At 60.2% G+C, this 12741-nt stretch carries 12 protein-coding genes; 5 read left to right on the top strand and 7 right to left on the bottom strand.

What is annotated here, in order from left to right:
- Positions 1 to 533 precede the first annotated feature (533 nt).
- On the top strand, positions 534 to 1556 hold the full coding sequence (locus H5U08_RS02260; RefSeq protein WP_297029678.1) for an aldo/keto reductase: 1023 nt from the start codon (positions 534 to 536) through the stop codon (positions 1554 to 1556).
- A 16-nt stretch (positions 1557 to 1572) separates the two neighbouring features.
- Here H5U08_RS02260 and hypD read toward each other — a convergent pair whose 3' ends face one another.
- From hypD to H5U08_RS02245, 3 genes are read right to left on the bottom strand one after another with little or no spacing between them, the layout of a single operon-like run.
- Entirely contained in the window at positions 1573 to 2673 is a 1101-nt protein-coding gene (gene hypD / locus H5U08_RS02255) for a hydrogenase formation protein HypD (RefSeq protein ID WP_297029676.1), read from the bottom strand.
- The gene (locus H5U08_RS02250) at positions 2670 to 2948 is read right to left on the bottom strand and encodes a HypC/HybG/HupF family hydrogenase formation chaperone (protein ID WP_297029674.1); all 279 of its coding nucleotides are present in this window, start codon (positions 2946 to 2948) and stop codon (positions 2670 to 2672) included. The genes hypD and H5U08_RS02250 overlap by 4 nt, the downstream gene beginning before the upstream one ends.
- 49 nt (positions 2949 to 2997) lie before the next feature.
- Positions 2998 to 5607 carry a carbamoyltransferase HypF gene (locus tag H5U08_RS02245; RefSeq protein WP_297029672.1) on the bottom strand — a complete coding sequence of 870 codons (2610 nt, stop codon included), beginning with the start codon at positions 5605 to 5607 and terminating at the stop codon, positions 2998 to 3000.
- Between the two features lie 312 nt (positions 5608 to 5919).
- On the opposite strand from H5U08_RS02245, the gene lpxK reads away from it, so the two are divergent.
- The gene (gene lpxK / locus H5U08_RS02240; protein WP_297029671.1) at positions 5920 to 7008 is read left to right on the top strand and encodes a tetraacyldisaccharide 4'-kinase; all 1089 of its coding nucleotides are present in this window, start codon (positions 5920 to 5922) and stop codon (positions 7006 to 7008) included.
- 36 nt (positions 7009 to 7044) lie between these two features.
- Here lpxK and H5U08_RS02235 read toward each other — a convergent pair whose 3' ends face one another.
- Positions 7045 to 7545 carry a TrmH family RNA methyltransferase gene (locus H5U08_RS02235; protein ID WP_297029669.1) on the bottom strand — a complete coding sequence of 167 codons (501 nt, stop codon included), beginning with the start codon at positions 7543 to 7545 and terminating at the stop codon, positions 7045 to 7047.
- 6 nt (positions 7546 to 7551) lie between these two features.
- Positions 7552 to 8010 (bottom strand): PGPGW domain-containing protein, encoded by a 459-nt coding sequence (locus H5U08_RS02230; RefSeq protein ID WP_297029667.1) that lies wholly within the window; start codon positions 8008 to 8010, stop codon positions 7552 to 7554.
- Between the two features lie 162 nt (positions 8011 to 8172).
- On the opposite strand from H5U08_RS02230, the gene H5U08_RS02225 reads away from it, so the two are divergent.
- The 3 genes from H5U08_RS02225 (at position 8173) to H5U08_RS02215 (ending at position 9394) form a co-directional block, all read left to right on the top strand.
- On the top strand, positions 8173 to 8535 hold the full coding sequence (locus tag H5U08_RS02225; protein WP_297029665.1) for a cupin domain-containing protein: 363 nt from the start codon (positions 8173 to 8175) through the stop codon (positions 8533 to 8535).
- An 80-nt stretch (positions 8536 to 8615) separates the two neighbouring features.
- Positions 8616 to 9044 (top strand): HEPN domain-containing protein, encoded by a 429-nt coding sequence (locus tag H5U08_RS02220; RefSeq protein ID WP_297029663.1) that lies wholly within the window; start codon positions 8616 to 8618, stop codon positions 9042 to 9044.
- Positions 9041 to 9394, top strand: a complete 354-nt coding sequence (locus H5U08_RS02215) for a hypothetical protein (protein WP_297029661.1) — start codon at positions 9041 to 9043, stop codon at positions 9392 to 9394. Before H5U08_RS02220 ends, H5U08_RS02215 begins: the two co-directional genes overlap by 4 nt.
- Positions 9395 to 9793: 399 nt before the next feature.
- Here the strand turns inward: H5U08_RS02215 and H5U08_RS02210 are convergent, their stop codons facing one another.
- The gene (locus tag H5U08_RS02210) at positions 9794 to 11353 is read right to left on the bottom strand and encodes an FGGY-family carbohydrate kinase (protein ID WP_297029658.1); all 1560 of its coding nucleotides are present in this window, start codon (positions 11351 to 11353) and stop codon (positions 9794 to 9796) included.
- Positions 11354 to 11413: 60 nt separating this feature from the next.
- The coding region (locus tag H5U08_RS02205) for a fucose isomerase (RefSeq protein ID WP_297029656.1) at positions 11414 to 12741 on the bottom strand (1328 nt) is incomplete at its 5' end.

Below are 12741 nucleotides of genomic sequence, written 5' to 3'. Positions count from 1 at the left end.
ACACGGCCGCATTCCTCGCATCGGTACAGGTGATGTTTGTCACTCATATCCGACCTCCTCCCAATGACGGACCAAAACACGGGATGTGATACCAATGCCCTCCGACCGAGTTGAGAGATTCCACACAACAACGGAATCGCAGCGGGAAACCGTAGGCCGCTCCTGGATCACCGCAATCCGGTAATTGTTTGCTACTATTTGACTTTATTTTGTTTCGCTTGACAATAATGGCGTGTTGTCGAGCCCACATGAGGGGTTTGCCGAAGTCATCTATTCGGCGGCCTTTGTTCCTGCGGCTTGAGATTTGCCTGAGCAATCCTCGCCCAATAGGTGGAAACTTCCATTCGGTAGGGGCCATTCATGAATTGCCCCTGCAGTCGCTGTCCGTTGTGTTTCCAAGAACCATGCCCAAGACATCAGTTTGGGCCATTCGTCAAACAAATTGTGCAGAGCTTCCTTGAATCATTTGGGAAACTCCTGGCCAGGTTTTGTAGGCCTCCATGTGCTCAGTAGAAAGAAGAAAGGATCCAGCCATGACAAAGCACAACTCCCTTTCCCGTCGGGATTTCGTGAAGCAAGCGGGCGCGGTTGCCGGTGGAGCCGTGTTCGTGCCCGCCGTGCTCAGCAAAACCCAGGCCAGCGTGGCTTCAACGGTCGGCAGCGAACCGCTCCCGCGCCGCGTCCTCGGGCGCACCGGTGAGGAGATCACCATCTTCACGCTGGGCACCGCTCCGTGTGGGAATTCGCGATCGGTCGAGGAAATCGCTGCGGTCGTCAATGCGGCGATCGACGCGGGGATTAACTCGATCGACACGGCCCCGGCCTATGTGCGGGCGGAAGAAGGTGTCGGCCTGGTCATGAAGAACCGGCGGAAAGAGGTCTTCCTGGCGACGAAGGTGCCCGCCGACACGGTCGAGGAAGGTGAGCGCTCCCTCAGTCGATCGCTCCGCCTTCTGCAGACCGATTATGTGGACCTGCTCTATTACCACAGTGTGGGCAATCGGAAGGTGGAAGGGGCTCTCGACCCGGAAGGCGTGTTCACCTGGCTGGTCAAGCAAAAGAAGGCGGGGAAATGCCGCTTTGTGGGGATTTCCGGCCATAATCTGCCGGGCCGGTTCGCTCAGTTCCTGAACACGGGTGAGGTGGACGTGCTCCTGGCGGCCGTCAACTACGTCGACCGGCACACCTACAACTTCGAGGAAGATGTGCTTCCCATCGCGCGGGAAAAGCAGGTGGGGATCATCGCGATGAAGGTGCTGGGCGGCGCCGATCCTTCCAAGGGAAGTTACCGCAACCCGAACTCTGTCGGCCGACTGGTGTCCGATAAGCCCGAACGCATCCAGGCCGCCATCCGGTATGCCCTCTCGCTGCCGGGAGTGGCGAGCGTCAATCTGGGCATCAACAGTGTCGAGCAGCTCCATCAGGACCTTGCTTATTTCCGCAATCCGCAACCGCTTTCGGCGCAGGAACTGGCACAGCTTCTGGAAGAGGGGCGGGAGCTGGCGGCCAAGTGGGGCGCGCACTTCGGCCCGGTGAAGGAAAAGGCGCAGGCATAACGCGGACGGGTGTTGCTCATCCGCCGGCCGCGCGCGCTCGCCGATAGCGATAGTAGGCCGCACACGCACCTTCCGACGAAACCATCGGGGCCCCCAGCGGGTGTTCCGGCGTGCAACGGGAGCCGAACGCGGGACATTCCGGCGGCTTTTTGTGCCCCTGGAGAACCTCCCCGGCGATGCACTCGGGCGATTCTTCCGGCAGAATCTCGGCGGCCGCAAATTTCTTTTCCGCGTCGAATTCCGCAAACTCGGGACGGAGCCCCAGGCCGCTTTGCGGAATGACGCCGATTCCTCGCCATGCGCGATCGACCACCTGGAACACCCGCTCAATCTGTGCTTTGGCGGCGGGATTTCCTTCCGGCCGAACCGAACGGCGGTACTGGATGGTGACCTCTGCCTGATTGCGTTCCAACTGTTCGACGCACATCGTCAGCCCCTGGAGGAGATCCAGCGGCTCGAAGCCTGTCACGACAATGGGCACGTGGTAGCGGCGGGCGATTGGCTCATATTCGGACGTTCCCATCACGGTGCAGACGTGTCCGGCCGCCAGAAATCCCCGCACCTGACACTGGGGTGAACTGAGGATGGCCTCGATGGCCGGGGGAACGCGGACATGAGCCACCAGCACGGAGAAGTTTTTGAGACCCCATTGGGCGGCCTGCCACACCGCCATAGCGTTGGCCGGTGCCGTGGTCTCAAATCCCACGGCGAAGAAAACCACTTCGCGCTGCGGATTCCGCCGGGCAAGGGTGACGGCATCCAGGGGTGAATACACCACCCGCACGTCACCGCCCTGGGCTTTCACGCGGAACAGATCACTCCGCGAGCCCGGTACCCGCAACATATCGCCGAAGGAACAGAAAATGACACCGGGCAGGGACGCAATGGCCACTGCGCGATCGATAAGCTCGATGGGTGTCACACACACCGGACAGCCCGGTCCATGAACAAGCGTGATTTCCGGGGGCAGCAGCTCGTCGAGGCCAAACCGCAGAAACGAATGTGTCTGGCCTCCGCAAATTTCCATAATGGTCCAGGGGCGCGTGACGGTTCTGCGGAGCCGCTCCAACCAGGCCTGGACGGCCTGCGCATCGCGAAATTCAGCGAGATATTTCATGACGACGCTTCCGATTCTTCTGAAGCCGGCGGCCAGGGGGATTCCTCTCCGGCGGCCTCAATCTCTCGGAGCAGAGCGAGTTGCTCCATGGCTTCGGCCTCATCCAGCCGGCTGATGGCGAAGCCCACGTGGACAATCACGTAGTCGCCCACTTCGGCCTCCGGAACATACGCCAGGCAGATTTCCTTGGTGATGCCACCGAAATCGACCTGGGCATAAGGAAGCCCTTCCCGCTCATATTTTTCAATGATTTTTCCTGGCACACCCAAGCACATGGGACACTCCTCAATGTGAGCTGGCGGGAGCCCTTTCCCGCTTCGGCTGTCAATTCTTTTCGGTGAACTGTTTGTTAACGTTTTCGGCAACACCGCCCCGCCCCGGGGTGAGATCCCCTCGCAGAGCCCGCCGGGTCAACCAGATTTGGCCAAGGGCCAGACCACCATCTCCCGGTGGCACGCGACGGGCAAACCAGGCCGTCATGCCCCGGGCACGACTGGCACTGGCCAGCAATCGCCGAAGAAGTTGATTGTGAAAGCAACCGCCGGAAAACATCAACCCCTGGACTTTGAGTTGTTCCGCCACGGCCAGGACCGCCTCGACCAGTTGCCGATGGAAGTCGAGGGCCAGCCGCTCGCGAGGAACCCCTTCGCGGAGACCGGCAAGAAGCGATTCAAGCAGGGGCTGCCAGTCCAGCACGATTGGCATGCTTTCTGTGCGTGTGAAGGGACGAACGCTCAACATCGACGCGTCCCCAGGCATCTCACCGACCGCCCGAGGTCGGCTCCCTGTACTGCCTCTGCCGATATTCGCTCCTGATGAAAAATAGGTCTTTTCCGCGGCGAATTGCAACGCCATGGCCGCCTGTCCTTCGAAACTGATCCGCGCCCCAAGTCCCAGGAGCGCTGCGACCCCGTCGAAAAGTCGTCCCATACTGGACGTCCGGGGACACTGGATGCCGCGCATCACGGAACGAAGGAGGATGCGGGCCTCGCTTTCCGTGAAGAGGTTTCTTAACAATCCGCGTGGATCTTCCAGATCGCGCTCGGCCATTCCCGATGCCGCGAGAAGCCCCAAAAGCGATCGGCGCGGCTCGCGAACGACGACTTCTCCGCCGGGGAGCGGGAACGGACGCAGATGGGCAACCCTCCAGAACGACCGCCCATCAAACAGGAAAAACTCGCCGCCCCAGACAGTCCCGTCGATCCCGTAGCCGGTGCCATCCCAAATGACGCCCAGGAGTGGGAGCGGCAGTGGCTGAGTGTTTCGCTGTTCGATTCCCAGCGAACCAGGCTGCGGCTCCAGCACCCCATCAAAGGCTGGATCGCTGCGAGGCGTTTCCCACTCCGCCAGACAGGCCGCAAAGTGCACCACATGATGCTGCCAGCGAAAGAGCGGGGCCTTGAGACGGTGGGCAAACTCCTCGGCCACGCGGGTCGATGCGTAATCCGGGTGGAGATCGCAGGCCACAACTTCTGGCACGGCCTGAAAGAACCGTAACAGGTCTTCCACGGCCCGACGGTGCGATTCCCACGCCAGAAGATTGTCCAGGTCGCCGACGTGGGCACTCAAGATGGCCTGATCCTCCAGGGCGAGACCGACGACGTTCTTGAGATGTCCACCCGTGGCCAGGACGACCGGCCCCTTGGCGGCCAGGCGGATTGGACGGGGGGCGAATCCTCTGGCGCGACGGACTAGGAAAACATCCCCCGATTCCCCTTCTGCCATCACCGAATCATCCACGGGACGGACGATCGGCCGATTGTGCACCAGGAACACATTGGCGATCTTCCCCAACCGCAAAAAAGCCTCGTCATTCGCGATGGCCATCGGCTCTTCCGTCAGGTTGCCGCTGGTGCAGACGATCGGCCGCCCAACGGCCTCCATCAACAGATGGTGGAGGGGCGTGTACGGGAGCATGACGCCGAGATAGGGATTTCCCGGGGCAACACCTTCAGCGATGGAACAGGTCCTGTTCTCCGCGCGAGAATCCTGGATGAGACCCGCGGTTGGTGCGTTGGATCTCTCGGGTAAAGAAGCCGATTGAGCATTCTCGATCGCAGGTTCGCCCGTGTTGTTCCGTGAAATGTCCCGCCGGCGAAGCAGCACAATAGGAGCAGCGGGAGATCGCAACCATCGCCAAACGGCCTCGGACGGCTCCTCGCATGCTTGCCGAAGCATCTCTTCGGTCAGCATGAGCGCGAAAGGTTTGTCTGGTCGCCGTTTTCGCTGGCGAAGCGTCTGCACAGCGACTTCGTTTCCGGCATCGCAGATTAACTGGAATCCCCCCAACCCCTTCAAAGCCAGGATTTGGCCCTCGCGAATTGCCTGAGCGGCCAGGCGGACGGCGGCTTCCCGTTCGGCGAGCAGTTCGCCCGAGGCACTCCGTAATTCCACGTGAGGACCGCACGCCGGACAAGCGACGGGCTGGGCGTGAAAGCGACGATCCGCCGGGTTGTGGTATTCCCTTTCGCACTCCCGGCACATGGCGAAAATCTTCATCGAGGTGAGCGGCCGATCGTAGGGGACACCCTCGATGATGGACCATCGCGGTCCACAGTGCGTGCAGTTGATAAACGGGTATTGGTACCGGCGATCGGCGGGATCACGAAGTTCGGCAAGACACTCGGCACAGGTGGCCAGGTCCGGCGGGATTGTCGGCTGGCGGACGCCGCCCTCCCGGCTGGGAAGGATTTGAAACGCCGATTCCTCCACAGCGAGCGGCGGAATCTCGGTTTTCTCGATCGTCTCATAAACCACGCCGGCCGGCCGGCGATACAGAAAATCTTCCCAGAAGTGCATCAGGCGGTCGCCGGTCCCCTGGACCTCCAGCGTGACCCCGTCCGATGCATTGAGCACCCAGCCGGTCAGCCCGTGCTTTCTCGCGATGCGGTAAACAAACGGGCGAAAGCCGATCCCCTGAACCACGCCGGTCACGTGAATCCGCCACCGAGCGGTGCTTCCCGCGGCAGTCGCGGTGGTTGACGAGTGGCTCGATCGGTGCTCGGGGACGGGAAAGGTCATAAAGGAATAAGATGAATGAAATTCACTGGTTCCAGATAACCGTGTAATGTGGGAATGTGACCGGCAGTCCTGGGAAGCCCGGTCAATTATTCCTATCCTGAAATGTAATCAAAGAGCGCGGGAATCGGCGGTGCGCACGCCGGTCTTTTCATTCTACGCATTAAGGCCGGAAAATTGTCGTCAGCAGGTAGGGCGTTTCCCTTGCAACATATTTCACCGCGAGGCATGCAGTTTTTTTCCATCGAGAACTATTTGCGGATTATCAGCGGCCAGGACCGGACCCCGCGAGCGGCACTTCTTCGTCTCGGGCTCTGGCCTGCGGGAGCGCTTTATGCGGCGGCGATGGTGCTCCGCAATAAGGCGTATGATTGGCAGTGGCTGCGGACCGAGCAGGTGGAAGTGCCGGTCATCTCGGTGGGGAATCTCACCCTGGGAGGAACCGGCAAGACGCCGTTTGTCGCCTGGCTTGCCCGGTGGTTTCGTCGTCAGGGCATCCGGGTGAGTATCATCAGCCGGGGATACGGGGCGGAGGAGGGCAGTCGCAATGACGAGGCCAAAGCCCTCGAATGGGCGCTGCCGGATGTGCCGCACCTTCAGAATCCCGATCGGGTGACGGCCGCCCGAACGGCCATCACGGAATTGGAAACCGAACTGATCCTGCTGGATGACGCCTTCCAGCACCGGAGAATGGCGCGAGATCTGGATATTGTGCTCCTCGATGCCCTCCAACCATTCGGATTTGGGCACGTCTTTCCGCGGGGCTTGCTCCGGGAGCCTCTCCGAGGAATTCGTCGTGCCCAGATCGTGATCCTTTCCCGGGCCGATCTCGTCCCGGAAGACCGCCGCGAGGAAATCCGGCAGAGGGTGACCCAACTCCATCCCCGCGCCATCTGGGCGGAAATACGCCAGCAGCCCACCGCGTGGGTCAACGCAGCGGGAGACATCCGGACGCTGGAGTCGTTTCACCCCGGCAAGGTTCTCGCTTTTTGCGGCATCGGCAACCCGGAGGCGTTCCGCCGAACGCTCGCACATTTGCAATTCACGCTGGATGCCGCGGATGTGCGCGTCTTCCCGGACCATCACCCGTACTCCCGAGAAGATGTTACCCAGCTCACACGGTGGGCGGAACAGATGCAGGCCGAAACGGTGGTGTGCACGGAGAAGGACCTGGTGAAGATCGGGCTCACGCACCTGGGAAGGATTCCGCTTTGGGCCCTGCGGATTGAGGTGAGCTTTCTATCGGGACTACCGGCCGTGGAGGCCGCGCTTCGGCCCCTGGTGGAACGTGTTATCCGGAATCGGGAGAGCGGCTAGTGGTTGCCGGTGGGGCGGGCGGCACCTGTTCAGGCATTACCCCCGGGGATACTGGCGACAGTATTCATAGAGCGCGATGGCGGTCGCGGTTGCCACGTTGTGGGCATAGGGCAATCCGTATACGGGGATTTCCACCACGTGATCCAACATTGCCAGAATTTCCTCTTCGATGCCCAAACGCTCGTGTCCCACCACGAGAACACACCGCCGCGGAAAAGTGAATTCATAGATGCAGGTCGAGTCTGTCGTTTGTTCCAGGCCGACGAGAGGATAGCCTTCACTCTTGAGCTTTTTCAGGACCGGCGGGAGCGTGCGGTGAAATTCGATCTGAAGTTCGGGACCTGTATCCCGGGCGATTTCGGGAAGAATCCGTGCGTTGCCGCAGCAGATGAGACGCCGGATCCCGCAGCACCCTGCCGCCCGCACGATCCGGGACAGATTGACGTTGCTCTTCATGGGCGGACAGGCCACGATGAGTTCCCGCGGCCGCTCTAATGGAATTGGCTGCTTGTGACGCTGCTGGACGAATCGCGACATTGGCGGTCAGGTCGATTTCTCGGTGCGAGTACTCGAGGGTGGATTGTGTGAGGGGCTTGCGGAGCAATCCTGGGGAGAGGTTTCCGGTGCGGCGGTTGTTTTCTTATGCCATCCCAGCATCGCCGATCCCTGGGCGATTCCGGCGTCCACATAGCCCTTGAGGCGTTTGAGCAACCGACGAGCCCAGGCGTATTCCAGCCCCAAGATGGCGAGCCCCAGAGGGATAACCACGGTGGCAGGTCCAGGGGCAACGATCATGATCACCCCCACCAGCAGGAGCGTCAACCCGACGATTGTAATGATGATCCGTCGGACCCAGCGAATACCGATACGTAGCAGAACGCGGTCGAGCCAACTGAGCGAGGCCATCACATCATCCAGGGCGGCCGTCGGCTGGCCTTCGGGCGTGAATTCAACGTGCGGGGACTCCTGCCCGGCGAGGCTATTTTGCAGGGGTGTCCACATGGACCGTTTCCTTTCCTGATGCTTATTGCAGAGTCTTCACCTATTGACAATCATAAAGCCAGGAACGCCATTCGAGGCAAGACGAGTGTTCCTGCCGGCAAGGTGCTCCTGAAACGACGTGAGAATACCGGCTGGTCCTGCAACCAAAGAGGAACTGGCATCATGGATGTGAAAAATCTCAACGAAGTTCCGGCCTTCATAACGAAGGATGGCTCCGAGATCCGCGAACTCCTCTCTTACAGGAATTCGTGTATCCGCAACCAATCTTTGGCCGAGGCCCGGCTTCCCCCCGGTGGTAGCACGCAGGGCCACCATCACATAAAAACTGAAGAAATTTACTACATTCTGGAGGGGATTGCCCGAATGCAGGTGGGGGACGAAGTTCGCGATGTCGGTCCTGGCGATGCCATCGCGATCCCACCTGGAGTGTATCATCAGATCACCAACACGGGGACGACCACGCTTCGTTTTCTGTGCTGCTGCGCCCCGTGTTACGAGCACGAGGACACGGTCATTCGGGCGTGAGCTGGCCGGAAAGGACACATACTTTCGCGGTTTGAGAAGGGCTTCGGTAGGCCCCGCTATCGAGAATCAGGGAGGGGGGTGTGCCGCCTTGGACGAGTCAGGACTTTCTCGTAATTGCGGCTCAACGGATGCATGCCGCGGATGTACTATTTCAATACGGGTTATATTTGGATGCCGCATATATTGTAGGTTATGCTGTGGAATGTTCCCTCAAGGCGCTGATTCTGCATCATACAGCGGTCGACAAACGGTTGGAGCAACTTGCCAGGATTACTCGTGGTGCTACGATGCATCGGCCGGAAACGCTCGTAGGTATTCTGCATGGTGAATTAGGAGTGAAGCTACCCGAAAGCATCGTGGAAAGATTCCGTCGCCAGTCATTCGCATGGAGTGTTGACTTACGCTACGAAACGGGCCGCGGAGACAAGAACGCGATAGAAGCTTTGTTCGAGACGGCGAGGATGATCTACGAGTTCGTGTCCCAAGAATTGTCGGGGGGATCGGCATGAGTCAAAGCACTGAGCCGCGTTGGCAGACAATGCGGACAGACGAGTCACGCATTGTCGAGACGGTTCTCAAAGAGGCCGGCTTCCGCCAGGTGGATGCGTATCGGTATAACCCCGGGTCCATTCGAGTTCGAGTCATCGACCCGCGTTTTGCGAACCTTTCCGAGGAGGAACGTGCCGATCTGGTGGAACCTCATTTGAAGCGTGTTCCTGAGGATATTCGGCGAAAGATTATCATGCTCCTGGCGTTTGCGCCAGGAGAGTTGGAGTTCCAATCACAGCCCACGACAACAAATTGGAAATATCTCTTCCTGAACGAAGAGTTTGAGAACCCCAGTCCTTCCCTGCTGTGATTTCTTATGCACTGCCTGGGAATGCAATCACGACATGTAAGTCACCACCGACAGAGCCAACCCGCAAGAGTTGCAATTCGTGCGGTGTGTCTGTCTAGTCTGATGAATTCGGGCATTGATACGGGCAATTCATGAATTGCCCCTACCAGGGATTGTCATGTCGTACGTCAAGTCTCACCGGGCACGACAAGCGTGCCCCTCCTACCTTGGGAAAATCCTTCGCGGGGAAACATTGCCTCGGAGGGACCTGCTTGTCAGGTCCGCTTGTCAACCTTAGATGATCCACTCAAATGTATTGACGCTCCGATGCGGGCGATTCCTGAATCGCCCCTATGTAAATCGGCCTGATTGGAACACACTTGCCTTGCCATACGGGCCATGGGTGAATTGCCCGGGAGATCATTCCCGCAGCCGGGCGAGTTCTTCCCGGAATCGGGCCAGGCCCTGGCGGTAATTTTCTGACCACGCGGGATTGGGCTCGACCGTGCCGCGGAAACGCACCATCACGGCGACGGCGTCGGCCACGGTGAATTTTTTGCGAATCCCTTTCTGCTTTCGCAGGTAGGATTCCATCGCCGCAAGGGCTGTCACAGCCGCCCCCAGCGCAGGCCCTTCTTCGGATTCCAGACGCAGGAGCGGCCGATTGAGCACCGTCGCCAGGATTTCGCACATCAGGTTGCTGCGGGCGATTCCACCGGACACGGTGATGCGGGTGATGTTCTGCCCGGCGTCCTCGTGCTCGGCAATGGCCAGTGCGATGAGATACGCGATGGCTTCCAGGGCTGCTCGGAATCGACGGCCCATTTCCTCGGGCATGTGCGGGATCCAGCGGAGCTGGGCGTCTTTCTGGGAAACACCGAGTGACGGTTCGGGATTCACGAAGGGCAGAACGAGGATGCCGTCGCAACCCGGCGGCACATTCCGCGCCGCCTGTTCCAGGGCCGCCCAATCGGGTTTGGGGCCCACAACCTGGTCGAGAAATTGCGCTCCATTGTTGTAACACCGCATCCACAGGTAGGGACCCCAGTTGAGCCGCATGACATCGAGCTGGCCGCGCTGCGGTCGATCTTTCGAGGAACTGTTGACCACCGCCGAATTCCCCAAAATGACCGCGACCTGGCCGGCATCAACGGCACCCCCGCCCACCAGGCCGGCCTGCTGATCGTCGGAGGTCGGGAAGATGAGCGGACGGACCCGGGGCGGCAAACCGGCCTGCATCGCGACTGCTTCTGAAAGTGGCCCCACCGGCGTGTAGTGGTCGATGATCTTGGGGAGTTGTTTCCACGCCAGGCGGCGATATTCTTCGTTTTCGAGGGCCTCCAGCATTTCCCGCCGCCATTTGTTTGTGCGGAGGTCCATGATCCCGGAGGAGGCTCCCACCGAAACGCTGCACACGTCGAAATTGCCGGTCAGATACCCGGCGGCAAGGACGCCGTGGGCGGCGATCCGGTGAGTCCGACGCCAGTCCGCGGGGCTGAGATGGACCTCGTCTTTGACCAGGTGACTCAGGCCGTACCGAATGGCCCAGGGACCGCCGATGAGTTCCTGCACGCGTTCCTGGCCGCCGAGACGTGCCAGTCCTTTGGCGTGATATTCTGCCAGGGTGGCATCATTCCAGCAGATGGCGCGGCGGACCTGATTGCCGAGGGCGTCGATCCGTGCGGAGGTGTGATGCGTTGCCGAAATCCCTCCCGCCACCCAATCTTTTATGCGCCCCAGTCGGGTCAATTCGGCGGCAATGGCCCGCACGGAGGCATACGCCTGGCCCTCCAGTTGCATCACGTTGAGTTCCCGAATTCCTGTGGCGGGGTTATCGCCGAACCAGATATCGGTGGGCAGGCGGACCTCCGCCAGCACGTGTCCTTCGGTGTCGAAGGCGAGGCATTTGACGCCCCCGGTGCTGAAATCCCATCCCGTGATGACAGCGGTTTTCTTAACACACTGGAGCCCTTCCGGCATGGTGATGCACTCCTTCCCACACGATCCTTGACCTCAGGACATCTTTCCGCGATGAGGTTCTCACGCCCACGGCTCGCCATTTTTACGGGTTCCACACATGTTGACGCGGATTCCCAGGGCGTCTGCCATGGCGGCTTTGGCCAGGGCCGCTTCGTCTGCCGCGTCCGCGTCTTCCGCATACGCGACCTGCACGTGATTGGCCTTGTGCTTGGCCATGAATTGATCCCGGGTGATGCCGTAAGTGACGGCGTGCATGATCGGCCACTGAGGCGTGGTTTCTTTCCAGCGGCGCTCTGTTTCCTCGGGCGGCAGTTCGACCACCCCTGCCCGACCGATGTCCATGCAGAGGCGACCATCGTCGATGTAAACCCGGGACCACACGATTTCGCCCGGCTTGGAGATCCCTTTGAGTGTGCCCCCACCGAGGCGGAAATACATGGGGGGCTGGCGTTCGCTGGAGGCGCCGGCCCAGCCTCCGATAAAGTGGGCAGGCGGCGCCGAACCACTGATAAGGAAGACCCACACATAATCCTGCACGGTTCCGGAGCGATCCCAATCGCCCCAGCGGACATCGTGGAGTGTCGTTTCCACGGGCTGTCCCATCGCCTTGTGGATGCGGTAGGTCATGAGGGCGTCCAGGCCCGCGCATTCGTCCACCTCGTTGAAGTGCGGGAGCGGCTCTCCTTCGTAGAGAATCCGTTTGCCGTCACGGCTTTTGACGGGAGGCCGGTCGGCGTTGTTGAGCATTCCCTCCACGAGATCGCTGGCCGGCAACAGGTCCTTCAGGCCCTGCTGATACTGGATGCCGATCGTATCACAGCCGAAGTCGTCGGCCAGCCGCAGTGCGGCGATGTACATCTTGCACTGGGTGAGGACCTGGTCTTCGGTGAGGTCGGTTTCCGGGTTCGTGCCGAAGACGAACTTCATGCCCCGGTCCACCATCCATTGAAAAACTTCGCGGGCCTCGGCATCGCTGACCTGGGTCGTTTCGTAATAGAGGGTGGACTGGCTGAGGCGTTCCTTGAACACACCCAGCGGCATCAAAAGTTCGTCGGGGATGATGGCGTTGTACATCCCCATGCAGCCTTCATCAAACACGCCCATGATGGCCTTCTTCCAGCGAAGCTCCTCCGCCAGAGCCTGACCCAGCCGCTTGATGGCGCCCGGGATTTTCACTTTTTTAAGCGGCGTGACGTGCTTGAGAGGATGCCGCACCTCACCTTTTTCCAACCACGTGGCCAGTTTCTTGCGAAATTCGGGTGCGGAAAAGTCTTCACTCCACAGTGTCGAATACGGCTTGCCGGCCTTGGTCAGACACGCATTGAGGTTGAGCATGCCCACCAGACCGGGCCATTGCCCGGACCAGTTGGCCACCGTGAGAATGGGAC

The organism is Thermogutta sp. (genome assembly GCF_014359955.1).
In the GTDB taxonomy this organism is placed as follows: Bacteria; Planctomycetota; Planctomycetia; order Pirellulales; family Thermoguttaceae; genus Thermogutta.
Note: the sequence above shows the minus strand (reverse complement) of the source record. Positions and strands in the feature narration are given on the sequence as shown.